At 42.3% G+C, this 24,258-nt stretch carries 24 protein-coding genes and 3 tRNA genes; 12 read left to right on the top strand and 15 right to left on the bottom strand.

The window, feature by feature from the left end:
• Positions 1-31: 31 nt before the first annotated feature.
• The 5 genes from folE to AC5YCI_RS04310 form a co-directional block, all read right to left on the bottom strand.
• The gene (gene folE / locus AC5YCI_RS04330) at positions 32-580 is read right to left on the bottom strand and encodes a GTP cyclohydrolase I FolE (protein WP_171525750.1); all 549 of its coding nucleotides are present in this window, start codon (positions 578-580) and stop codon (positions 32-34) included.
• 93 nt (positions 581-673) lie between these two features.
• Positions 674-1,357 carry a Smr/MutS family protein gene (locus tag AC5YCI_RS04325; protein WP_496128197.1) on the bottom strand — a complete coding sequence of 228 codons (684 nt, stop codon included), beginning with the start codon at positions 1,355-1,357 and terminating at the stop codon, positions 674-676.
• 10 nt (positions 1,358-1,367) lie between these two features.
• The gene (gene trpC / locus AC5YCI_RS04320) at positions 1,368-2,174 is read right to left on the bottom strand and encodes an indole-3-glycerol phosphate synthase TrpC (protein WP_496128198.1); all 807 of its coding nucleotides are present in this window, start codon (positions 2,172-2,174) and stop codon (positions 1,368-1,370) included.
• 13 nt (positions 2,175-2,187) lie between these two features.
• Positions 2,188-3,234, bottom strand: coding sequence for an anthranilate phosphoribosyltransferase (trpD, locus tag AC5YCI_RS04315; RefSeq protein WP_496128199.1), 1,047 nt, complete (start codon positions 3,232-3,234; stop codon positions 2,188-2,190).
• A gap of 11 nt (positions 3,235-3,245) precedes the next feature.
• Positions 3,246-3,833, bottom strand: a complete 588-nt coding sequence (locus AC5YCI_RS04310) for an anthranilate synthase component II (protein ID WP_496128200.1) — start codon at positions 3,831-3,833, stop codon at positions 3,246-3,248.
• 852 nt (positions 3,834-4,685) lie between these two features.
• Between AC5YCI_RS04310 and glnA the strand changes: the two genes are divergently transcribed.
• The 5 genes from glnA (at position 4,686) to AC5YCI_RS04285 (ending at position 9,149) form a co-directional block, all read left to right on the top strand.
• On the top strand, positions 4,686-6,101 hold the full coding sequence (gene glnA / locus AC5YCI_RS04305) for a type I glutamate--ammonia ligase (protein ID WP_496128201.1): 1,416 nt from the start codon (positions 4,686-4,688) through the stop codon (positions 6,099-6,101).
• A gap of 95 nt (positions 6,102-6,196) precedes the next feature.
• Positions 6,197-6,475 (top strand): hypothetical protein, encoded by a 279-nt coding sequence (locus tag AC5YCI_RS04300; RefSeq protein ID WP_496128202.1) that lies wholly within the window; start codon positions 6,197-6,199, stop codon positions 6,473-6,475.
• A complete protein-coding gene (locus tag AC5YCI_RS04295; protein ID WP_496128203.1) occupies positions 6,475-6,942 on the top strand; it encodes a chorismate--pyruvate lyase family protein in 468 nt (155 codons plus the stop codon). Before AC5YCI_RS04300 ends, AC5YCI_RS04295 begins: the two co-directional genes overlap by 1 nt.
• A gap of 11 nt (positions 6,943-6,953) precedes the next feature.
• Positions 6,954-7,832: a 4-hydroxybenzoate octaprenyltransferase gene (gene ubiA / locus AC5YCI_RS04290; RefSeq protein WP_496128204.1), complete on the top strand. Its 879-nt coding sequence runs from the start codon at positions 6,954-6,956 to the stop codon at positions 7,830-7,832.
• Positions 7,833-7,913: 81 nt separating this feature from the next.
• Positions 7,914-9,149, top strand: coding sequence for an alpha/beta hydrolase family protein (locus AC5YCI_RS04285; RefSeq protein WP_496128205.1), 1,236 nt, complete (start codon positions 7,914-7,916; stop codon positions 9,147-9,149).
• On the opposite strand, the gene AC5YCI_RS04280 is transcribed toward AC5YCI_RS04285, so the two are convergent.
• Positions 9,146-10,018: a LysR substrate-binding domain-containing protein gene (locus AC5YCI_RS04280; protein ID WP_496128206.1), complete on the bottom strand. Its 873-nt coding sequence runs from the start codon at positions 10,016-10,018 to the stop codon at positions 9,146-9,148. The two genes, AC5YCI_RS04285 and AC5YCI_RS04280, sit on opposite strands and share 4 nt — an antisense overlap.
• 166 nt (positions 10,019-10,184) lie before the next feature.
• Between AC5YCI_RS04280 and AC5YCI_RS04275 the strand changes: the two genes are divergently transcribed.
• Both AC5YCI_RS04275 and AC5YCI_RS04270 read left to right on the top strand, forming a co-directional pair.
• On the top strand, positions 10,185-11,924 hold the full coding sequence (locus AC5YCI_RS04275; RefSeq protein WP_496128207.1) for an FAD-dependent monooxygenase: 1,740 nt from the start codon (positions 10,185-10,187) through the stop codon (positions 11,922-11,924).
• A 101-nt stretch (positions 11,925-12,025) separates the two neighbouring features.
• On the top strand, positions 12,026-12,244 hold the full coding sequence (locus tag AC5YCI_RS04270) for a hypothetical protein (RefSeq protein WP_496128208.1): 219 nt from the start codon (positions 12,026-12,028) through the stop codon (positions 12,242-12,244).
• Here the strand turns inward: AC5YCI_RS04270 and AC5YCI_RS04265 are convergent.
• The 6 genes from AC5YCI_RS04265 to AC5YCI_RS04240 form a co-directional block, all read right to left on the bottom strand.
• A complete protein-coding gene (locus AC5YCI_RS04265) occupies positions 12,234-12,698 on the bottom strand; it encodes a DUF2726 domain-containing protein (RefSeq protein WP_496128209.1) in 465 nt (154 codons plus the stop codon). The genes AC5YCI_RS04270 and AC5YCI_RS04265 overlap by 11 nt on opposite strands.
• A gap of 51 nt (positions 12,699-12,749) precedes the next feature.
• Positions 12,750-12,825 (bottom strand) — tRNA-Asn (locus tag AC5YCI_RS04260).
• Positions 12,826-12,997: 172 nt separating this feature from the next.
• Positions 12,998-13,073, bottom strand: a tRNA-Asn gene (locus AC5YCI_RS04255).
• Positions 13,074-13,252: 179 nt separating this feature from the next.
• Positions 13,253-13,328, bottom strand: a tRNA-Asn gene (locus AC5YCI_RS04250).
• 135 nt (positions 13,329-13,463) lie between these two features.
• Positions 13,464-14,090, bottom strand: a complete 627-nt coding sequence (gene sodB / locus AC5YCI_RS04245) for a superoxide dismutase SodB (protein WP_122899714.1) — start codon at positions 14,088-14,090, stop codon at positions 13,464-13,466.
• 140 nt (positions 14,091-14,230) lie between these two features.
• On the bottom strand, positions 14,231-14,989 hold the full coding sequence (locus AC5YCI_RS04240; protein ID WP_496128210.1) for a Nif3-like dinuclear metal center hexameric protein: 759 nt from the start codon (positions 14,987-14,989) through the stop codon (positions 14,231-14,233).
• Between the two features lie 137 nt (positions 14,990-15,126).
• Here AC5YCI_RS04240 and AC5YCI_RS04235 point away from each other — a divergent pair, with 137 nt between their 5' ends.
• Positions 15,127-16,320, top strand: a complete 1,194-nt coding sequence (locus tag AC5YCI_RS04235) for a trypsin-like peptidase domain-containing protein (protein ID WP_496128211.1) — start codon at positions 15,127-15,129, stop codon at positions 16,318-16,320.
• Between the two features lie 202 nt (positions 16,321-16,522).
• Here the strand turns inward: AC5YCI_RS04235 and AC5YCI_RS04230 are convergent, their stop codons facing one another.
• Positions 16,523-17,530, bottom strand: coding sequence for a Tim44 domain-containing protein (locus tag AC5YCI_RS04230; protein WP_496128212.1), 1,008 nt, complete (start codon positions 17,528-17,530; stop codon positions 16,523-16,525).
• 113 nt (positions 17,531-17,643) lie between these two features.
• Positions 17,644-19,038, bottom strand: a complete 1,395-nt coding sequence (radA, locus tag AC5YCI_RS04225) for a DNA repair protein RadA (protein WP_496128213.1) — start codon at positions 19,036-19,038, stop codon at positions 17,644-17,646.
• Between the two features lie 161 nt (positions 19,039-19,199).
• Here radA and AC5YCI_RS04220 point away from each other — a divergent pair, with 161 nt between their 5' ends.
• On the top strand, positions 19,200-19,571 hold the full coding sequence (locus AC5YCI_RS04220) for a hypothetical protein (RefSeq protein WP_496128214.1): 372 nt from the start codon (positions 19,200-19,202) through the stop codon (positions 19,569-19,571).
• A gap of 50 nt (positions 19,572-19,621) precedes the next feature.
• Here AC5YCI_RS04220 and AC5YCI_RS04215 read toward each other — a convergent pair whose 3' ends face one another.
• On the bottom strand, positions 19,622-20,968 hold the full coding sequence (locus tag AC5YCI_RS04215; RefSeq protein WP_496128215.1) for an alanine/glycine:cation symporter family protein: 1,347 nt from the start codon (positions 20,966-20,968) through the stop codon (positions 19,622-19,624).
• 296 nt (positions 20,969-21,264) lie between these two features.
• On the opposite strand from AC5YCI_RS04215, the gene AC5YCI_RS04210 reads away from it, so the two are divergent.
• From AC5YCI_RS04210 to lysA, 3 genes are all read left to right on the top strand, one after another.
• Positions 21,265-22,665, top strand: coding sequence for an amino acid permease (locus AC5YCI_RS04210; protein ID WP_496128216.1), 1,401 nt, complete (start codon positions 21,265-21,267; stop codon positions 22,663-22,665).
• Positions 22,666-22,784: 119 nt separating this feature from the next.
• Complete coding sequence (lptM, locus tag AC5YCI_RS04205) at positions 22,785-22,958, top strand: LPS translocon maturation chaperone LptM (RefSeq protein WP_496128217.1); 174 nt, start codon at positions 22,785-22,787, stop codon at positions 22,956-22,958.
• 42 nt (positions 22,959-23,000) lie between these two features.
• Positions 23,001-24,245 carry a diaminopimelate decarboxylase gene (lysA, locus tag AC5YCI_RS04200; RefSeq protein ID WP_496128218.1) on the top strand — a complete coding sequence of 415 codons (1,245 nt, stop codon included), beginning with the start codon at positions 23,001-23,003 and terminating at the stop codon, positions 24,243-24,245.
• Positions 24,246-24,258: the final 13 nt, after the last annotated feature.

The raw sequence follows: 24,258 nt of genomic DNA, 5'->3' as shown, positions 1-24,258 counted from the left end.
AAAAGCCTCAAACATGTTGAGGCTGATTTGCTTAATAACTTTCTGGCACTGCAGATAAGAATTCACGACGCTCATCTTTATTGGTTTTAAAATCACCTGTAAAAGATACGGTTCGCGTAGTTGATTCTTGTTTGCCTACACCGCGCATCATCATACACATATGGGCGGAATCAATCACCACAGCAACACCGCGCGCACCTGTGACTTCTGCAACAGCTTCGGCAATTTGCTGGGTTAGGTTTTCTTGAATCTGTAAACGACGCGCAAACATTTCGGTAATGCGGGCAAATTTAGATAAGCCTAAAACGTTACCTTCTGGTAAATAAGCAATATGCACACGGCCATAAAATGGCAGTAAATGATGCTCACAGAGTGAATAAAATTCGATATTTTTCACTAACACCATTTCGCGGTTATCAGAAGGGAAGACTGCGTTATTGGTCACTTCTTCTAATGTTTTGCTATAACCAGACGTTAAATACGAAAAAGCTTTAGCAGCACGCACAGGTGTATCTTTAAGACCTGGGCGATCTAGATCTTCACCAACGGCAGTTAGGATATTTGCGTAGGATTGCTGCATAGACATAAGACGTGTTCACTTACACTGAGATTGAACAAGGCGGGCATTGTAACAGAAAACTATCAAAATGCCCGCCTTTGGGGAAAAATCCGATTACTGATTAAACTTTGGGTTTTTTTCTGTGCGTTTTAGTAACACTAATACCGCTCCAGTACCGCCTTGTTTTTCAGGCGCACTGACAAAAGCCAAAACATCACGGTGTTGGCGTAGCCAACCGTTAACATAAGTTTTTAAAATTGCATCTGGGCCTTTGCCGTGTACAATTTTAATCACGTTTTGGTTTTCGTCTTTGGCCATTTGAATAATTTGCAGCACAGCAACGCGTGCTTCTTCTACGGTACAACCATGTAGATCGACCGCTTCAAACCAACGTAAATTACCAGCTTTTAAATCCTCGAACACTCTATGCTGCAAAGTGGCAATACGATAGCTTAAATTGGATTGACTACCGACAGGATTCAAAGTGGCAACCGTATCTGAGAGCAAAGTCTCATCAGTTTCCATTGGCCCCATGGCTGCTGCCCGTTTTGCTAGAGTCTGCGCATCTAATTTTTTCTTGCTGATCACTGGCGTTTTGGCAGTATTGCTGGTTGCAAGTTTTTTTACACCACGCATTTCTTTGGCAAATAAAGCCATGTCTTCAGCTACAGGGTCAGCCACCTCAACCACTTTGGGTTCAGGTGCTTTGACCGCTGCATGCGGATTCGTAATCTGTTTCTTAAAAGCTTTCAGTAGGTTGTACTGGTCTTTAGACAGGGAAGAATCGTTATTACTCATAGGAGATCAATTAAATTGGTTGAGGCTGCCCAAATAATGCGTTAAAGGCATGATCAGGACGAGGCTGTTTCATAAAACTTTCGCCCACTAAAAAGGCGTGAATATCGTTGGCTTGCATCATCGCGACATCAGCAGGGGTGGCAATACCGCTTTCTGTCACCAACAAACGTGAGGGTTCAAGCAGCTTTTTCAAGCGTAACGAAGTATTGAGGTCAACGTCAAAGGTCTTTAAGTTACGGTTATTCACGCCAAGTAAACAACGCTCAGACAATTGTAAGGCACGCTCAAGTTCTGCTTCATCATGTACTTCAACCAATACATCTAAATGGTGTTCAAATGCGGTTTTTGACATTTCTTCTAACTGTTGGTCAGACAAACAGGCCACAATTAACAGAATACAATCAGCATGTAAAGCACGTGCTTCAATGACCCCATAAGGATCAATTAAAAAATCCTTACGCAGCGCAGGTAAGCTGCAATGTGTGCGTGCAATCTGGATATTTTCGTCGTTTCCTTGGAAAAAGTCTACATCTGTCAGTACAGATAAGCAGGCAGCACCCGCGGCTTCATACTGTTCGGCAATTTCTGCAGGATTAAAGTTTTCACGAATAATGCCTTTAGAGGGAGAGGCTTTTTTTATTTCAGCAATCACACCTGGACGTTTGCCTTGCAAGTTTTGCGCAAAACCGCGCACTGGGGTTGCCGCTTGTGCGAGTTGCTCGACATCATACAAACTTTTTTGTTTTAAGCGTGCTTTAAACTCATCATGTTTACGCTCAACAATTTTCCCTAAAATCGTGTTGGCAATCTCAATCATGGTCTACATCCTGTTAAACGTCGTATTCTTTTAAGGTTTTGCTAAATTCGGCTAAGATGCCCATTTTTTCGAGTGCCTGACCACCATAAATAATGTCATGCGCTAAGGCCACACCTTGTTTATAGTTGACGCATAAACCAGAGACATAAAGACCTGCACCGGCATTCAGCGCAACCATGTTGGCGGCTTTTTCGCCAATCGCTGATTTTTTCTTAGCGAGCGCATCTTTAATCAGTTTTAAGCTATCGGCTGGGCTTTCAATGCTTAAACCACTTAAAGTTTGTGATTCAATACCGACATCTTCCGGTTGAATGGTCCACTCAAAAATTTCACCGTCTTTGAGTTCTGCCACATAGGTTTTAGCGGCGAGGCTAATTTCGTCTAAACCATCATGTGAATGGACCACCATGACGTGCTCTGCACCTAAATGCATCAATACTTCTGCCATTGGACGACATAATTCTTGCGAGAACACCCCAATCACAAAACGTTTGACTCCAGCAGGATTGGTGAGCGGGCCGAGTAAGTTAAAAATACTACGGAAGCCTAACTCTTTACGTGGACCAGCAGCATATTTCATGGCTTGATGGTGATTGGGTGCAAATAAAAACCCCACGCCCATTTCACGAATGCAGCGCTCAGTTTGTTGCATATTTAAATCAAGCTGAATGCCTGCTTGTTCAAGTAAATCTGAAGAACCTGATTTACCTGATACACCGCGACCACCGTGTTTAGCAATGGTGGCACCTGCGGCAGCAATCACAAAACTTGAAGCAGTAGACACATTAAATAAGTTTTGACCGTCACCGCCTGTGCCGACAATATCGACTAAATAGTCAAGATCAGATACATCAATTTTAATCGCAAACTCACGCATCACCCGCGCAGCAGCGGTAATTTCTTCGATACTTTCGCCTTTTAAGCGTAAACCCATCATAAAGGCGCCAATTTGTGCATCGCTGGCTTCGCCAGACATGATGCTACGCATGACATCTTGCATTTGTGCATCAGTTAAATGGATGTTTTTAGTAATATTACTTAAGGCTTGTTGAATATTCATAGTGCGCTCAATCAATTTGCATAATTTTCAAGGAAGTTTTTAAAGATTTGATGGCCATGATCACTTAAGATGGATTCTGGGTGGAACTGCACGCCTTCTACCGGCAATGTCTTATGTTTAACGCCCATAATTTCTTCCATGGAGCCATCTGCTTCATTGGTCCAGCAAGTCACCTCCAAACACTCAGGCAAAGTCGCTTGATCAATCACCAAGGAGTGATAACGCGTTGCTGAGAAAGGCGAGGGTAAATTGCTGAAAATTCCAGTATCGGTATGGTACATATCCGATAAACGACCATGCATCACGCGTTTGGCACGCACAATATTGCCGCCAAAGGCTTGTCCAATACTTTGATGGCCTAAGCACACCCCAAGCACGGGAATCTTGCCAGCAAAATGTTGAATGGCAGGAATTGAAATGCCGGCTTCACTCGGTGAACATGGTCCTGGCCCAATGACCAAATACTTCGGTTGCCATCGCTCGATATCTTCCAACGTCACGGCATCATTACGGACTACTTTTACTTCTTGGTTTAACTCGCCAAAATATTGCACGATGTTATAAGTAAAGGAGTCATAGTTGTCGATCATTAAAAGCATGAGCTTAACCTATTGAAAAATTATGCACTTAACTGTGCGAAGTTGTCCTAATATAGAGTTCATCTCAAGAATCAACCAAAATGATTGGGTGAAAAATAAGACGATTGGCATCATAACAAAAAATCTACATTTTCTGCTGAACTATTTCGAGCTCATCCGCATTTTACTGAACTTGAAGCTTTAAAAAGCGCCTTAACCGACTTGATTACAGCTCAGCACACAACCAAGTGATCACTCAAAGCCAAGGCATGCTTCAAATCAAGGCAACACAATGAACTTTGTAGTGCAGTTAATCAATATTTGTTAAGTCGCCTAAGCGAATCAAGAATTAAAAATGCACCTAGATTGTGCTGAATTAAATCTGGTTTTAGCATCTGAAAAAGCTATTAAAAAGTAAAAGAGATTGTTTTTTTCTTATATAAAACAAAGATAAAATTTAACTAATTTTCTAAAATCATGCGCTTATATAAAAACAATTGTTGATGTTTTAAACAATTAAGACCAATTGATGATAAAAAACTTTCCCAATTTGAATCTATCCTTAATAAATCTAAAAATACAGGCTATTTTTTGCTCGAAAAATGTACGGAAGTTGCTGAGTTTTGCAGGTTAATGCACTATTATAGAGCATGTGTTGGTTGTTTTATAAGAATTGCGCCCAAGCATGTTTGAATATGGTGCATTTCCCTGTCTACACAGTATAATAGCGGCAAAGTAATTGGCTTAAATCGCGTATCCTGGCAAAGATTTCAACGTTTTAGCATGGCTTTTAAAAGTTGGTATGGGAATTGCTTTACAACAGCCAACTACTAACACGCACGGTTGAGTGCAACAAAAAATCATCGGAGCAAAATGAGCATGGCGAACAAGGTCCTTCAACTCATCGAAGAAAGTGGCGCAAAATGGGTCGATTTCCGCTTTACGGATACTAAGGGTAAAGAGCAACATGTCACTTACCCAGCAGACAGTATTGACGAAGATACTTTCGAAGACGGTAAAATGTTTGACGGTTCGTCAATCGCTGGCTGGAAAGGCATTGAAGCATCAGACATGATTTTACGTCCAGATGCAGAAACAGGTTTTATCGACCCGTTCTTTGCAGAACCTACAGTTGTTGTGACGTGTGATGTCATTGAACCTTCAACTGGTCAAGGTTATGAACGTGACCCTCGCTCGATTGCTCGTCGTGCTGAAGAATACCTAAAATCTACAGGTATCGGTGATACTGCATTCTTCGGTCCAGAACCGGAATTCTTCGTATTTGACGAAGTAAAATGGGACATCGATATGTCTGGCGCGCGCCATACATTAATCGCTGAAGAAGCTGCTTGGTCAACGGGTAAAGACTACGAAGCGGGTAACTCAGGTCACCGTCCACGTGTGAAAGGCGGTTACTTCCCAGTACCACCAGTAGATTCTTCACAAGATATGCGCGCTGATATGTGTGCAAAAATTGAAGAAATCATGGGTCCTGGTCGCGTTGAAGTTCATCACCACGAAGTTGCATCTTGTCAGCTTGAGATTGGTGTAAGCTTTAACACCATGGTTCGTAAAGCGGACGAAGTTCAACAGTTTAAATATGCGGTGTGGAACGTTGCACACCAGTATGCAAAAACTGCAACCTTTATGCCGAAGCCAATGGTAGGTGATAACGGTTCTGGTATGCACGTGCATATGTCAATTTCTAAAGACGGCAAAAACTTGTTCGCAGGTGATGAATATGCGGGTCTTTCAGAAATGGCGCTTTACTTCATTGGCGGTATTATTAAACATGCACGTTCATTAAATGCAATTACTAACCCGTCTACGAATTCGTACAAGCGTTTAGTACCGCATTATGAAGCACCGATTATGTTGGCTTACTCAGCACGTAACCGTTCTGCATCGATCCGTATTCCTTACGTATCTAGCCCGAAAGGCAAGCGTATTGAAGCACGTTTCCCTGATCCAATGATGAACCCGTACTTAGGTTTCGCGGCATTGTTAATGGCGGGTATCGACGGTATTCAAAACAAGATTCACCCAGGTGAAGCTGCAGACAAAAACTTATACGATCTTCCACCGGAAGAAGAAGCGAAAATCCCAACAGTGGCACATAGCCTAGATATGGCATTAGAAGCACTTCAAGCGGATCACGATTACCTGCTTAAAGGTGGTGTATTCACCAAAGAAATGCTAGATGCTTATATCGAACTTAAAACTGAAGAAGTGCGTCGTTTGAATACCACTACGCATCCAGTTGAATTTGATATGTACTACAGCTTGTAATTCTTTAGAATTAAAAGTGAAAAAAACCCGCGCTTGTCGCGGGTTTTTTGTATATTTACTTTAAGATCAAATGATTTCACCAGAATTGAAGCGTTATGGCAAAACCACGTAAAAAACATACCGGCTTTTTCCCATGGAATGATCCACAAGATCATGACAAGGGATTTAAACTTAATTTTTCAGAAGTGACCTATTTGGAACTAGGGCGTACGCTTGAAGGTTATAAACAGGCGCAATTTGTCGAGCTTAAAAACCCTGAACTGGCTTTAGATTTTGACTATCCTCAAGAATTTTATTTAAGTGCAGAAGGTTTTATTTTAATTAAAACACCGCAAGGTCAATTTAAAGTGATTGCTAAAACTGATACAGCCTAATGTCCAAACTACCAATACCTGCCGAGCTTCAGGCTTGGCTTTATGCAGAAGGTTCTTTAACCCAGCAGCTCACCCAACTGGGGCGAGGGCAGTTTCGGGTGCAACCGTTACATGAGCATTTTGCGCGTTTGAGCTTTGTGGACGCCAAATGGTTGCAGATGCCGTATCAGCATACGGCATGGGTACGAGAAGCCTATTTATATGGCTCAGATGCGCAGCCTTGGGTCAAAGCCAAAAGTATTTTTCCCATTTTAAGCTTGCAAAAAAAAGCGCGTATTTTTCGACATATTGGTAAAAAACCCATTGGTTGGTACTTATTTCAAAGAACCACACCTCAATGTGAGCGCCGTGTCTTGTGGCTTGAAGATGGTTGGACACGTCAGAGCTGCTATACTTGGCATGGGTGTAAATTTATCGTACAAGAGAGTTTTTTACCCGCTTTTTATGACTTTATTCAAAAGCAGTAGGCGAAATCAATATGGCAATGGTACACGCAACCACTTGGCGCGAGCGAATTGGCGCTTATTATTATTTATGTCGTTTTGATAAACCGATTGGCACCGAATTGGTGTTTTGGCCAATGATGTGGGCGCTGTGGATTGCTAATCAAGGTACACCGAGCTTAAATATCCTTATTCCCATGATATTAGGCACCATTTTTATGCGTGCCGCAGGGTGTGCCATTAATGACTTTGCTGATCGTAAAGTTGATGGTGCGGTAGAGCGAACAAAAACACGGCCTTTGGCTACAGGCGTGATTCGCGCGCGTGAAGCGATTTATGTGTTTTTAGGCTTGGTACTTGCGAGTGCGTTGATGCTACTGTTTTTACCCATTGAAACCTTTTATTGGTCATTTGGGGCATTGGCTTTAGCTTTTGTTTATCCCTTTATGAAGCGTTACACCCATTTGCCACAAGTGGTATTGGGCGCAGCATTTTCATGGGCGATTCCGATGTCTTATACTGCAGTGGGACAAACCCCTGATTTAACGTGTTGGTTACTGTATTTTGGTAATTTGGCATGGACTGTAGCCTATGATACTCAATATGCTATTACTGACCGTGAATATGATTTAAAGATTGGGGTGAAATCTACCGCAATTTTGTTTGGACGTTATGACATCCAAATCATTGCTTTACTACAAGCACTGGCACTCAGTTTATTTAGCAGCGCTCTATATTTAGAAAACTTACTCATGCCATTTGGCTTAGTTGCGCTCTTGGTGATTGCGGCTGATTTTATTTACCAATGGACAAAAACGAAAGATAAACGACCAGGGATGTGCTTTTGGGCATTCAGGCACAATCGCTGGGTTGGACTGATATTCTTTTTAGGTATTTTCTTGAGTCTGATTTAATTTTAAAAAGCATCCTAGTCAGATGCTTTTTTTTATGTTTAATTAACAAGGCATAACAATAAAATCAATTAGGAATAAAAAATGTCAATTTGGAAAAAGACCTTACTTGCCCTGACGTGTAGTAGCAGCTTGTTTTTAACTGCATGTAATGATGACAATGACAGCCATAGCGCGGCTCGTTATGACACTTATCTGAGTGAAAGCAACTATCAGCATGATCGTGTTTTGGCGGCTAGTCGTATTAATGTCATGAAATATACCATGCCTAGTGTCACAGGCCAGCCAGTAACAGCTTCTGCCTTGGTCTTCACGCCACGTACAGCAAAACCTAAGGACGGTTGGCGTGTGGTGGTTTGGGAACATGGCACGGTGGGCAGTGGCGATCAGTGTGCGCCAAGTAATAATCAACTCAATCCACGTTTTAGAATATTGGCTGAAAGTTTATTGGCCGCAGGCTATGTGATTGTGGCACCTGATTACGAAGGGTTAGGTGAAAAAGGGATTCATCCTTATCTACATTTACAAAGTGCAGCTAAATCGGCGATTTATGCACAAAAAGCCTATCAAGAACGTTATGCGAAGGAGGCTAAAGGTACATGGATGAGTATTGGCCAATCACAAGGCGGGCATGCTTCACTTGCTACAGCTGAGTTTGCCCAGCAAGATGCTCATTATTTGGGAGCAGTGGCAGCTGCACCTGCTTCAAGTTTGGGCTATATCATTCAACATATTGCTCCGAACTTATTAAAAGATGTGCTTTTAGCAGAAAGTGTGGGTTTAGTTGAAAAGGGCACCGCAGCTGCAGGTTATGCTGAGTTATTGTCTTATGCCGCCTATGTCACCACAGGGATTCAAGCTTATAAGCCAGATTTTGACTATAATAGTGTATTTGAGTCGCGCTCCCAACCAATTGTAGCTGCCGCTTTAGGCACTACGGGTGATAATGGTTTATGTTTAAGTGAATTAGGCCCACGTTTTACCCAAGATATTTTGCAATATGTGGCAGAAAATCCAGGGAAAACTGTTTTAGACTATCCGGGCTTAACGCCAAACTTTGACCAAAATCCAGTAATTGCTGCCTTTTTAGCAGAGAATCAACCGGCAACCCAATACATTGCCAAGCCGGTCATGATTGTACAAGGTAAACTGGATGCTGCTGTGCCTTATGTGGTGACTGAGCAGTTGGCTGAAGAGTTAGCCGCCAAAGGTACAGAGGTCGAGCTGCATTTGGTCGAAGGTGCAACGCATACTCAAGCCATTGTATTTAAAAATAAAGAAGTGGTGGAGTTTATTCAGCAACATATGCCAGCACGTTAAAGCGCTTGTAGTTCTTTTAAAATAAAGCCCAGTGCTGGATTGGCTGAGTCCTTACGGTAATTGGCATAGAGTGCCAATTGCGGTAAGGCAAACTCAGTTTTAATCGTAACGATATCCTGATTTAAAAATTTTAAAGCGTATTCGGGTAAAAAGCTAAACCCAAAGCCCATATTAATTAAATTAATATGCTGTAAAACATTGGTCACCCACATCAATTGTTGTTTTTGCATCTGCTCGAAATCAAAGTGCTGTTGGATTTTTTCATACAGCACAGGTGAGGCAGTTTGTTCACATAAAATTAACGTTTGGCGCTGGAGAGTTTTTTTAGACATGGGTTGCTGGTGTGGATACAGTTTTTGTGATGCCACCAAATACAAAGGTTCTTGTAAAATTAAATGATGCGCATATTCAGCCTCATCTAGCTGATAACGAGTAAAAGCTAAATCGAGTTCAGCATTTTTTAAGGCTTGGATTTGCTCTAAACAGGTCAAACTTTGAATATGTAATTGCAAGCTTGGCATATGCTGTTTCAGCTTGGCCAACAGCTGCGGCATGAGTTTAATTTCTGCCACGTTTAAAAAACCAATATGAATTTGATTCTGTTTTTGCTGCGCCACTTGGCGTGCTGCGGCAATGGCTAAATGAGCATTATCTAATGCAGCTTGTGCATAGCTTAAAAATGCTTGCCCCTCTTGGGTTAGGCTAATTTGACGAGCAGAGCGATCGAGTAACTGCACTCCGACTTCTTGTTCTAAATCTTTAATTTGCTGACTTAAGGACGGTTGGGTGGTAAATAATTTTTGCGCGGCTTTGGTAAAGCTGTGTTCTTCTGCCACAGTCACAAAATAACGTAAATGACGCAGTTCCATCGTTGAGCCCTGTGAATCTTTAGCCGATTTAATGTAAACAACAATCCTCCTAAAGTATAGGGAAAATCTAGGCGTCTATAGGCAAAACTTATATGCCTTGCAGCATGATAGACAGTTTTTATACTGAGGCATCAATTTAAGCCCTTGCTGTAAGAGGAAGTCGCACATGGCAGCGCATTATGACACCGACGTTTTGGTGATTGGCACAGGACCGGCAGGTTCAACTTTAGGTTTGGCTTTGGCCACCTATGGCATCAAAGTTCAACTGTTTACCCAATTTAATTGGCTGGCCAACAGTCCCCGTGCGCATATTACCAATCAACGTGCCATGGAAGTGCTGCGTGATTTGGGGGTCGAAGAGCAAGCCAAACAAATTGCTACGCCGTGGCACGAAATGGGCGAGAGTCTAATTACCACCAGTTTGGTGGGAGAAGAAATTGCTCGTATGAGCGCTTGGGGAACAGGTGATGAACGTTATGGCGACTATTTAAAAGGCAGCCCATGTCCATTAATTGATTTAATTCAGCCCAAAATGGAAGCCTTGTTGGTGAAAAATGCCGGCGAGCGTGGCGCGATTTATAATTTTAATACCGAATATTTATCCCATGAACAAGATGAACACGGTGTTACTGCACGGTTCTTAAATAAAATTACCCATACTGAATTTAGTCTACGTGCCAAATATTTGGTGGGTATGGATGGCGCGCGCTCTAAAGTGGTTGAGGAGTTGGAGTTGCCATTAGAAGGTGTCATGTCGCGTGCAGGTACGGTATATGTGACCTTTAAAGCTGATTTAAGCCAATATGTGCAGCATCGTCCGGCAATTTTACAATGGATTGTTAATCCTGAAGCGGGCTTTGGTGAGATTGGTATGGGCTTATTACGCGCCATTAGCCCATGGAATGAATGGATTATGGGTTGGGGCTTTGATATTAGCCAAGGCGAGCCACAAGTCACCACAGAGCAAGTGCAAGCGCGTTTAGATGCTTTTGTGGGTGCACATGTTGAAGATTTAGAGATTGAAAAACTCTCATATTGGTATGTTAATCAAACCTATGCCACTCATTATTCAAAGGGTCGAGTCTTCTGTGGGGGGGATGCGGTGCATCGTCATCCACCATCAAGTGGCTTAGGTTCAAATACCTGTATGCAAGATGCGTTTAATTTAGCTTGGAAATTGGCTTATGCGGTGAAAGGCTGGGCACAACCTGAATTATTGCAATCCTATAGTGATGAACGTGCACCTGTAGGTAAACAAATTGTAGCGCGTGCTAATCAATCACGCTTTGACTATAAATATTTAAAACAGGTTTTTGGTTTTGATCAAGGTATTCAAACCCAAGCGCAAATGTTAGAACGTATTTTTGCAGAAACTGAAGAAGCAGCAAAAATACGTAAACAGCTTTATCAAGCTCTAGAAATTAAACATCATGAGTTTAATGCCCAAGGGGTAGAGCTGAATCAACGTTATCAATCATCGGCTGTGATTGCTGATGAATCTGAAGAAGTCTTTGTCAAAGATCAAGAACTGTATTTACAAGCCACCACGCGACCAGGCGCCAAAATTCCACATACGTGGTTGGTCGATCGCAAAGGACGTAAACATTCCACGCTAGATATCACAGGGAAAGGTCGCTTTACTTTGATCACAGGATTGTCGGGTAAAGCGTGGCGTGAAGCCGTACAAGCCTTAGGCCTAGACTACTTAGATGTTATTCAGATTGGTTCGCGTGATTATCGTGATGTCTATGCCACATGGCAGGCTAAATCTGAAATAGATGACAATGGCGCGATTTTAGTGCGTCCAGATGGTTATATTGCATGGCGTATGTCCTCTGTCACAGCAGATGTGGATCATCAAGCCACGCTGAGCAACGTCTTGCAGCAGCTCAACTTAAATCTCTAAAATAGACAAGCCGACATGAGGTCGGCTTTTTTCATTGCTTTGCTAACTGGGCTTGCTAGAATGATGCGCCTATTTTTGTTTAACGCTATGGAGTGTCATTGATGTCGACAAATAGCAAACGTTTAACGCCTAAAGTTATTTTACTGGCAAGTCTAGGTTTAATCATTCCGGTCTTATTGGTGGCAGTGGCATTTTTTGCGATTAAGAGTGATGCTAAAAATCAGCAAGCTTATCAAAAACAGCAGCAAGAAATTTTAGATCGTATTGCCGCGCGTGAAGCTGCAGAAAAAGCCGCTTCAGAAGCCAGTCCTAAGCCTTAAGATCTTTTTGTAGCTGGCGTACCGATGGAATGGCGGTATAACGAATCACACGGTAGCCAGCATCATGAAACATTGCATCACGTGCAGCATCGCGTGCTTCTTGGCCTATATGGCTAGGATCATCGAGTTCAATAATTGCCAGCACTTCTAAGTGCTTATTTAGCACCACAAAGTCCGTGACTTTGCGATTAAATTTATTTCTAACCTGAATATCTTGACTGGTAATTAAAGCAGTAAATGCGACTTGCGCCAAAATATAATAGTTGGGTTCTGGAAAAGCGGCTTTGAGTTGAAAGAAAAGTTTACTTTCAAAATTGGTAATGACTTTTTTAGGATAATAGGTTTTAGGTTTTTGGGGTGCAGCAGGGCGACGAAGCACAAGCAACACCAAGGCCAATGTTGCCATGCAGCCAATCATAAAGAAGATGATTTGCGTTAAGCTGAATACTTGCATAAATCACACATAAGAAAAAACCCACTCAATTGGAGTGGGTTTTTAGAATTTTGGCTCTCCAACCTGGGCTCGAACCAGGGACCTGCGGATTAACAGTCCGTCGCTCTACCGACTGAGCTATTGGAGAATCTGCAGGCGATTATAAAGCAAATTGCTATGGCGTCAAGTTATTTAAGTTAAAAAAATCATAACTGTTTTAAAAACAAGCAGATTGTTTGAAATTAGATAAAAACTAGGGCACAGGCATATATTTTAAAGAATAAAAAACCCACTGCAAAGAGTGGGTTTTTTAAGAATCTTGGCTCTCCAACCTGGGCTCGAACCAGGGACCTGCGGATTAACAGTCCGTCGCTCTACCGACTGAGCTATTGGAGAATCTGAGAGCGATTATAGAGAATTTTTAAAAGGGGTCAAGTGAGAATTTTAAAAAATCAGTTAAATTGCTTTTAAATGATTTAAATTTAAGCAAGTGGTTTAAATCTAAAGTATTTTTAATATTGTGAAACTTTAGTCAATAAAAAACCCACTGCAAAGAGTGGGTTTTTTAAGAATCTTGGCTCTCCAACCTGGGCTCGAACCAGGGACCTGCGGATTAACAGTCCGTCGCTCTACCGACTGAGCTATTGGAGAATCTGAGAGCGATTATAGAGAATTTTTCTAGATGGTCAATAATTTTTTAATATAAATGAATTGCTTGCATTATTTTTAAACAAAAAATAAAAAATCACCCTAAAGCGGGTGATTTTTTACACTGAAAAATAAAACTTATTTTTCAACACCAGCTTCTTGACCGGCATATTTCGCGTTCGCGTAATCCCAGTTTACAAGGCTTTCTAGGAAAGTTTTGATGTATGCAGGACGTGCGTTACGGAAATCGATGTAGTAAGCGTGTTCCCAAACGTCGATGGTTAATACAGCAACTTTACCGTGAGCCATTGGTGTATCAGCATTAGACGTTTTAAGGATAGATAAGTTACCGTTTACTTCGTCAGCAACTAACCAAGCCCAACCTGAACCGAATTGAGTTGTTGCAGCAGCAGCAAACTCTTCAGCAAATTTTTCGTAAGAACCGAACGCTTCGTCAATTTTAGCAGCTAACGCGCCAGTTGCAGCACCGCCACCGTTTTTAGCCATACAGTTCCAGTAGAACGTGTGGTTCCAAACTTGTGCAGCATTGTTGAAGATACCTGCTTTAGAGGCATCACCAGCAGACGCTTTGATGATTTCTTCTAAAGTTTTACCTTCAAGTTCAGTACCTTTGATCAAGTTGTTTAAGTTAACAACATAAGTATTATGGTGCTTGTCGTGGTGAAATTCTAAAGTTTCTTTGCTGATGTGTGGAGCAAGATCTTCGTAACCGTACGGAAGAGCCGGTAAAGTAATCGTTGTCATGTTTCAATTCCTTGCTAATGCTGGGTTTTGAGATTAAAAAGTGTGGTTATTGTAATCGATTCTGGACCAAATGGCGCATTGATCTTTAATAACAATACACAATAAAGCCTGAATTTATACAGATAAATAAAAATAAAAGATTAGATCGGGTTATTCAATTCAAAATACACCGTTTCGATGCCAAATTCGGCGCTTAAGGCTTGGGCTAGACGCTGCACACCATAGCGTTCTGTCGCATGATGCCCACAGGCATAATAGTGTACGTCTAATTCTTGTGCTTCATAAAAAGTGCGTTCTGAGACTTCACCTGAAATATAGGCATCACACTTTTGGCTGGCAGCTTTATGAATAAAGTCTTGTGCACCACCGGTACAAAAACCAATTTTTTGTATGCTCGTTTTATCTGCTGCTAAATGAATGGTATTAAAACCTAAACGCTGGGTCAGTAACGCTTTAAAGCTTTCTGGGGACATTGGTGTTTTTAAATAACCGATATTACCAATAGGGTGACGCTCTGATGGATCAAGTGCTTCGATATTTTCAAGTTCTAAAAGATCAGCAATTGCAGTATTATTGCCTAAAGTGGGGTGACTATCTAAAGGTAAATGGTAACCTACCAAAGAAATATCATGTTGAATCAAACTTTTAATGCGTTTACCACGCATACCTGTAATCGGGTAAGCTTCGCCTTTCCAAAAATAGCCATGATGTACTAAGAGTAAATCTGCGCCTTGAGCAATGGCTGCATCAATCGCATCTTGTGAGGCAGTAACCGCACATAAGATTTTATTCACTTCAGCTTTGCCTTCAATTTGCAGACCATTAGGTGCGTAATCTTTAAACTCCTGTGCTTTTAAAGTGTGATCACACCATTGAATAATGTCGCTTAACTTTGCCATAGTAAATTCTCGAGTGTAGTGATGTATTTAGCCTATGTTAAATTGTAACTAAAGCCAACAAAACAATGTGTCAATTGGGCTTACAATACACACTAAATATTAGGCATGATGACAATATTAAATAGAGGAAAACAACTGTGCGCCGCACCTTAATCTGGTTACCTTGGGTCTTACTTGTGTTGGTGATTGCTGGATTTTTTATATGGCAACAACAACAAAAACCAACTGCGCCTGTGGCAGTTGATGGCGTAAAAATGCCGGCCGAAAAAGTCGAGCCTTTAGTCAATACTAGCCGTACTGGTGGGGTTGCCTCCTATAGCGCTGCGGTCAAAGTGGCGGCGCCTGCGGTGGTAAATATTTTTACTACGCAAAAGGTCAAAAAAGTCGATCACCCTTTACTCAATGATCCGATGTTTCGTGAATTTTTTGGCAACCAATTGCCAGATCAATTTACCCAAGATCGTAATGAAAATAGCCTAGGTTCTGGGGTGATTGTCCGTCAAGATGGTTACATCCTGACCAATAACCACGTGATTGAACAAGCAGATCAAATTGTGGTGGCGCTGCATGATGGTCGCCGTGCGTTAGCTAAAGTGATTGGTTCTGATCCTGAAACAGATTTGGCAGTCATTAAAATTGAGCTGGATCAACTGCCTGTATTGCCATTTAAACTCAGTGGTAATGAAGTGGGTGATGTGGTGCTGGCGATTGGTAATCCGTTTGGCGTAGGGCAAACAGTCACCCAAGGGATTATTTCAGCGACAGGTCGTTCAGGTCTTGGAATTAACAACTATGAAGATTTTGTACAAACCGACGCAGCCATTAACCCAGGTAACTCAGGTGGTGCATTAATTGATGTGGCAGGTAATTTAATCGGGGTAAATACCGCGATCTTCTCACAGTCGGGTGGCTCATTAGGTATTGGTTTTGCCATTTCTGCACCTGTCTGTCAGCATGTGTTAAATTCAATTTTGCAACATGGGCGAGTGATTCGTGGTTATGTTGGCTTAAAATTGTTGCCTGTGGAACAAACCGATGTGTTAGCTACAAAAACCCAAGGGGTTGTAGTGGCAGAGGTTGAACCAAATGGCCCTGCAGCTAAAGCGGGTATCCAAAATGGTGACGTGTTGATGAAAGTCAATGGTGAGGAAATCAACTCAGCGAGCTTCTTGGTTAATTATGTAGGTTTGCAAGTACCCAATAGCAAAGTGAAAATTAGCTTGCTACGTAAAGACCAAGCCTTAGAGGCTGAGGTGATGGTGGCTGAACGACCAGCAGTGGCTCAGCAAAATTCAAATCATCAATATATTCCATTACCGCAAAGTCGTTAAATTAAAAGCCCCTCAAGAGGGGCTTTTTTATTGCTGTTGTTTTTAAGATTTAACTTAATCTGCGGATTACGGATTACGGATTACGGATTACGGATTACGGATTACGGATTACGGATTACGGATTACGGATCACGGATCAAAAAACTAAACAATAGCTATAAAAAAAGCCCGTGACAGGCACAGGCTTTTTTTAGTTGAAAACTTAGCTTTCTTGTTGAATGCCTGCTACTAACCAATCTTGGTTAGAACCTGCAGGTTTAACAAAGTGCCAAATTTCAGTAAATGGTTGTGGCAAGCTGTTTAAGTCTTCGCTGACTGTACCTGTAAAGCGTACGCTGACAATGTATTGACCATTTTCAGTGGTCGATTCAACCACCATGGCATTTAAGTTCGAGAACTCAGCAACGTCTTGATCTTGATTGGCCATAATGTCTTGATACATTGACTGATACAGATCAGGGGTTAAATAACGCTGAATTTCGCCAATATTGCTGGCAGTATTCATCGACTGAATATGGTTAAAGCGTTGACGTGCAATACGTAAGAAGGCAGCAGGTTCTGTACCATCTGGTAATTGGTTGCCACTATTGGTATAGGCTGTGCCAAACGCTGGCGCTTGTTGCGGTGCTTGACCAAATGGGGCATTGTTGCTTGGTGTAGAACCACCTACATTTTGACCAAAGATATTTGAGTTATCATTTGATGCAGCAGGTGGCACTTGACCAAATGGCGCATTATTGGCGCCATTGTTTGGTGCGTATGGATTAGAAGCTACTTTTTTTTTTGCGCCCATTTTACGGAACAAGAAGAAAGCAACGGCAGCAGCGAGTAAGATCCAAATCCAACCTGGAATACCGCCTTTTTCTTCTTCAACTGGGGCAACTTCAGAAGCTGCTTGTGCTTGTGATGCTGGTTTATCGTCTGCTAAAGCATTGGCTGCTACAGCACCAATCGCTGCACCGGCAACACCAGCTGCAACCATACCACCAACACCCGGACCAGATTTTTGTTGTACTGGAGCAGTAGCAGGTGCGACAGGTTGTTGAGCAGGGGTGGCTTGACGCGGCTGTTGATACGATTGAGTAGGTGCAGCTTGACGGCTCATACCATGACTTTTACCACTACCAGCACGTTTCGCTTCTGCCATTGGTGCAACCAAAAGAGCAGCAGCTAAAATACCTGTAATCAAACTACGCTGTCGAACTTCCATCAAAGTATCCTTAAAAAATAAAATTTTACCCTGTATTTATGCCGTCATTTCTAGACAATTTCAACAATAAAAATATATTTTTTTGCATCTTGCAGGATTTACATACAAAGCCTTTAGGTTAATTCTTCACTCAAACGCATTGCTTCTGATAATGCCTCGTGTAAACGCGCCACACTGACGATGGTGACGCCATTAATGTCTTTTTGTGGTGCATTACCACGCGGCAAAATAATATATTTAAAACCATGTTTGATGGCTTCTTTTAAACGTTCTTGCCCATTTGGAACAGGGCGGATTTCACCTGATAAACCGACTTCTCCAAATACTGCCAATTGTTGTGGCAGCGCTTTACCTCGTAAGCTTGAGGCGCAGGCCAGTAGCACAGCCAAATCGGAACCTGTTTCGGTGATTTTTAAGCCGCCCACCACATTCACGTAAACATCTTGACCTGAGGTTTGCACTCCACCATGACGATGCATCACTGCAAGCAGCATATTTAAGCGGTTTTGCTCTAAACCGAGTGCCACGCGGCGCGGTTGACCATGCGCGTCATCGACCAAGGCTTGTACTTCTACCAACAATGGGCGTGTGCCTTCACGGCTGATCATGACAATTGAACCGGGAATTGCTTCATCATAACGGCTTAAAAAAATGGCAGATGGATTGGCCACTTCGCGTAAGCCTTTATCGGTCATGCCAAATACGCCCAGTTCATTGACCGCACCAAAACGGTTTTTGACCGCACGAATCATACGATAGCGTGAGTCTGACTGACCTTCAAAATACAACACGCAGTCGACCATGTGTTCTAAAACGCGTGGGCCTGCCAAAGAACCTTCTTTGGTGACATGACCAACAATAAATAAGGCTGTGCCGCTGTTTTTAGCATAACGGGTTAAAATGGCAGCTGATTCACGAATTTGCGATACGCCACCTGGGGCAGATTGTAAGCTTTCGGTATATAAAGTTTGAATCGAATCTAGAATAGCCACAGCAGGGCGCTGCTGCGCCAGCACTTCACAAATGCGTTCCACACAAGTTTCGGCCATGACTTTTAAATGTTCAGTAGGGAGTTCTAGGCGCTGTGCGCGTAGTGCGACTTGCGATAAAGATTCCTCACCCGTCACATAAAGTGCTGCACTGTCTTGTGAAGCCATATGGGTTGCGGTTTGTAACAAAATGGTTGATTTACCAATCCCCGGATCACCGCCAATTAACACCACAGAGCCTGTAACTAAACCGCCGCCTAAAACGCGGTCAAATTCACCAATGCCAGTATGTAAACGCGTTTCGCGTGATACAGAAACTTGATTGAGTGTAGTAATGGTGGCAGCTTGACCTGCATACCCCCCGCCGCTGCTTTTGCTGGCAGCTCGGTGTGTCACCACAGGGGCCACACTCACTTCAACTAAACTATTCCATTCTCCACATTCACTGCATTGACCTGACCATTTGGGATGATCTGCGCCACATTGTTCACAGCGATACACACTTTTTGCTTTGGCCATAATTTTGCACAACACTCCATAGACTGCTCAAGCATAGCGAGGCTGTGCTTAAATCCCAAATTTTTACGACACACTTTGTCGCTTTATTTAGCTAAAAAAATACAACCGTCAGCATTTGCTTCGTATAATGCGATATTGTATTTATAAAAGTGAAATCGTGCATGTCACAACCAATTCCTTATATTGATGCCATTGCGCGTGAAAAAAACCGTGATGTATTGTTTCTTCATTTTGAAGATCCAGACAGTCCAATCAATGAAATTGTCTTGGCATGGCTAGAAGACCACGAAATTGCCTATACAGATTGTTTAGGTTTAGAAGAAGAAAGCCTAAATGATCATGAATTACAGCATACTTACATTGACCTCGCTGTTGATGAAGATGATGCGCTATATCGTGAGCTGTGCGAGTATTTAGAAGATGATGATGGTAATATGAAACTCGAAGGCGTGTATTTCTTTGTCTTGTCTTTAGAAACGGCACTTGAACTGATGGCGGATCGTGCAGTTGCCATGACCACACGCTTACAATAAGTCCTTTCAAGCCACAATAAAAAAAGCCACGTTAAACGTGGCTTTTTATTTTAGTACAATTCGCCGGATTTACGCCGTGCGATAAAATCTTTGGATTCTTTGGCAATGACCCCAGACAACAGCAATAGGGCAATTAAGTTAGGTACTGCCATTAAACCATTAAAGGTGTCAGCAAATAACCAGACTAAATCAAGGGTGGCTACGCAACCAATAAAAACTGAGGCAATATAAATAATGCGATAGGGCAGTACGAATTTTTCACCCAATAAATAAGTGGCACATTTTTCGCCATAATAGCTCCAACCTAAAATGGTCGAATATGCAAAGAAAATAATACCAAAAGTGACCACCCAACCGCCAACACCTGGTAATAGTTTGTCAAACACGCTAATGGTGAGTACCGCACCCGTTTGCTCACCAAAACTATTGCCCGCTATGATAAAGCCCATCACCAATACAATACCGGTAATTGAGCAGACAATAATAGTATCAATAAAAGTACCGGTCATAGAGACTAAACCTTGACGGGCAGGGTGATCGGTTTTCGCTGCTGCAGCTGCAATTGGGGCTGAACCCATACCTGCCTCATTGGAAAAGACCCCACGCGCCACACCATAACGAATCGCAGCACCGACTGCACCGCCGAGTGCCGCTTCACCAGTAAAAGCATAGGTTACAATCATCTTTAAGGCAGGGATTACCAATTCAAGATTATTAAAAATAATAACTAAACCTCCCAAGACATAACCAATGGCCATAATGGGTACAATCACTGATGATGCTTTGGAAATGGTTTTAATTCCGCCTAAAATCACTAAAGCTGAAAAAACTGTGATGATGATGCCGGTGATCCAGGTGTCAATGCCTAAGCTATTTTCGACGGCAAGGGCCACGGTATTGGATTGCACTGAACTGCCAATCCCAAACGAAGCTAAGGTGCCAAATAGGGCAAAAATCAGTGCCAACCATTTCCATTTTAAGCCGCGTTCAATGTAATACATCGGGCCACCTGACATTTCGCCTTTTTCGTTTTTAATCCGATATTTGACTGCCAGCACACCTTCACCATATTTGGTCGCCATGCCAAAAAGTGCGGTCATCCACATCCAAAAAACGGCCCCTGGCCCACCTAAAACACAGGCGGTTGCGACCCCTGCAATATTCCCTGTACCAATGGTGGCAGACAGGGCGGTCATTAAGGAGGCGAACTGTGAAATATCGCCATCTTTATGCTGTGGATGTTTGCCAAAGACTTGTTTAAAAGCCAAAGGCAACATGCGAAATTGCCAAAATAGTAAGCGGAAGGTCAAAAATATACCTGTCCCGACAATCAGGACGAGCATATAAGGACCCCAAACCCAGCCGCTAAGGGTTTCCATCAAACTCTGTAACTGCATACGTTCTCTTCTTGTTGTGTTTAGGATCAACAGCATGCAAGTGATATGCCATGCTTGTGCTCTGTTTTAATTTTAGTCAAGCCAACATTCTTCACATAAAACTGCACATTTTTCAAGCAGACGGTGACTATTGCGTGCATTTTTCTGCTGATGCTTAACTTATTGATTTTGAGCATAAGAAAAATAAATGAATTTGATAAAATCTGTAGAAAATATAGATGATGCGATATTTTTTTTGTTTTTTAGCACTTTTAAGCTAATTTGTCGCGATGGACATCGAAGATGAATTGAAAATAATGTCAAATCAACAACACAATTCGCCAAATTCGGGCGAATTACAACGAAGCTTGTCCAATCGTCATTTACAGTTGATCGCAATTGGCGGTGCCATTGGTACAGGTTTGTTTATGGGCTCAGGCAAAACGATTAGCCTTGCTGGACCCTCTATTGTCGTCATTTATATGATTATTGGTTTTATGGTGTTTTTAGTGATGCGCGCCTTGGGCGAGCTATTGCTATCAAACCTCAACTACAAATCATTTATCGACTTTTCAACGGATTTGATTGGGCCTTGGGCCGGCTATTTTGTCGGTTGGACCTATTGGCTATGCTGGATCACCATCGGGATCGCTGATTTATCCGCTATCATTTACTACCTGCAGTTCTTTAATCATGGTTTACCCTTTACTCCATTTGAGGGGGTGATGATTAGTGTTGCCGCGATTATTTTTATCATGGGTTTAAACTTAGTCACGGTTAAACTGTTTGGTGAATTAGAATTTTGGTTTGCCCTCATTAAGATTATTGCCATTGTGGTATTAATTGGGGTCGGTCTATGGATGATCTTTACTGGATTTACCTCAGATACTGGTCATGTGGCATCATTTAGCCATATTTGGTCACATGGTGGCTTATTCCCAACTGGGGCAATGGGCTTTTTGGCCGGTTTCCAAATTGCCATCTTTGCTTTTGTTGGGGTGGAATTAGTGGGAACCACGGCTGCGGAAACCAAAGACCCTGAAAAGAATTTACCTAAAGCGGTCAACTCTATTCCAATTCGTATCATTATTTTCTATGTGTTGGCGTTGCTGGTGGTGATGTCAGTGACTCCTTGGAATCAAATTGATCCGAATATCTCGCCATTCGTCAACTTGTTTAGCCAAGCAGGCATTGCAGCTGCGGCAATTATTATGAACTTGGTGGTGTTGTCATCGGTCATGTCATCGATGAACAGTGGGGTGTTTTCCACTTCGCGTATGCTGTTTGGTTTGTCGCGTGAAGAACAAGCGCCACAATCATTTGCTAAACTGAATAAACGTGCTGTGCCTGCCAATGCATTGTATTTCTCAGCGGTATGTTTATTACTTGGTGCAGCATTACAATACTTTGTGCCAGATACGGTACGTGCCTTTACTTTAGCCACAACGCTCTCTACGATTTTATTTATCTGTGTGTGGATTATTATCATGTGGAGCTATATCGTGTATTACAAAACACGTCCTGAGCTACATGCCAAATCTCGTTTTAAATTGCCAGGTGGCTTGTTCACGTGTGCAGTGGTGATTTTATTCTTCCTCAGTATGATTGTGGTGTTGGCTTTAGAAGAAGATACCCGTCAAGCGCTATTGGTCAGTCCGATATGGCTGGTGATCTTGGCTTTAGGTTATTTTGGTTTTTATAAGCCCAAAAACAAATAATTAATTTGAATTAAAAAAACGTCAGCGAGTGCTGGCGTTTTTTTTTATCTATGGTTAATCTCTTGGGTCAGCGAAATGATCGCGTTATACTGCATCAAAATTATCTAGAGATAATCGTGATGTTGAAAGCCTTTTGTGTCTTAAGTGTGTGTTGCTTAAGTCTTGCTTTATCTGCCTGTGGTCAAACGGGTGCTTTGCAACTGCCAAGCGATCCTGACTACGACCACCGTGCCAAATATTTGCTTTACCCAGCGCAACCTACCGAGCAGTCACAACCTGTAGCGCCGCAATAATTTGCCGCTACACCTTAGCGTATATTGAAAAAGGATAGATTCATGAGTTTTACCCGTATTGATGGGGTGTTGCACGCCGAGCAATGTTCATTACAAGCATTGGCTGAACAACATGGTACACCGTTATATGTATATTCAAAGGCAACCTTTGAAAAACATTATGCAGATATGGATCGTGCTTTTGAGTTTATCGATCATCAGATCTGTTTTGCGGTGAAATCAAACTCGAATCTTGCTGTACTCAATGTATTGGCCAAGCAAGGTGCAGGTTTTGACATTGTGACAGGTGGCGAATTGGCACGTGTCCTGAAAGCAGGCGGTGAGCCAAGTAAAATCGTCTTCTCTGGTTTGGGTAAATCAGAAGCCGATATTGAAAAAGCCTTGGACGTCGGGATTGCTTGCTTTAACGTTGAATCTTATGCCGAGCTGGACCGAATTGAAAAAGTAGCAGCACGTTTAGGCAAAAAAGCACCGATCTCATTGCGTGTCAATCCAGATGTCGATGCAAAAACCCATCCGTACATTTCAACCGGTTTAAAAGAAAATAAATTTGGTATTCCATCAGACAGCGTCTTTGATACCTATGCTTATGCAGCCTCATTACCGCATTTAGAGATTGTGGGAATTGACTGTCATATTGGTTCACAGCTTACAGAAACGCAGCCTTTTGTCGATGCGCTAGATCGTGTGATTGTCATGATCGACACACTTAAAGACATGGGGATTACTCTTAAACACATCGATATTGGTGGTGGTTTAGGCGTAACCTATAAAGATGAAGTACCACCTACCGTCACTGAATATGCCAACGCTTTACGTCCAGCTTTAGAAAAATTGGGCCTTAAAGTGTATATGGAACCTGGGCGTAGTATTTCTGCCAATGCCGGTGTGTTACTGACTAAAGTTGATTTACTTAAACCGACACAACACCGTAACTTTGCCATTATTGATGCAGCGATGAATGACTTAATTCGTCCGGCTTTATATGAGGCGTGGATGGATATTCAAGCGGTTTGCCCACGTACTGACGTCGAGACTCAAGAATGGGATGTCGTAGGTGCCATTTGTGAAACCGGTGACTTCTTAGGTAAACAGCGTGAGCTTGCCATTCAAGAAAATGATGTGTTAGCCGTTATGGGTGCGGGTGCATATGGCTTTGTGATGAGCTCAAACTACAACAGCCGTGGCCGTGCTGCAGAAGTGATGGTGGATGGCGAAAATGCCTATGTGATTCGTGAGCGTGAAACGATTGAATCGCTTTGGGAACGTGAACGTCTGTTGCCTTAAAGGATAAAACAAG

It is taken from the genome of Acinetobacter sp. CY17 (genome assembly GCF_059515825.1).
Note: the sequence above shows the minus strand (reverse complement) of the source record. Positions and strands in the feature narration are given on the sequence as shown.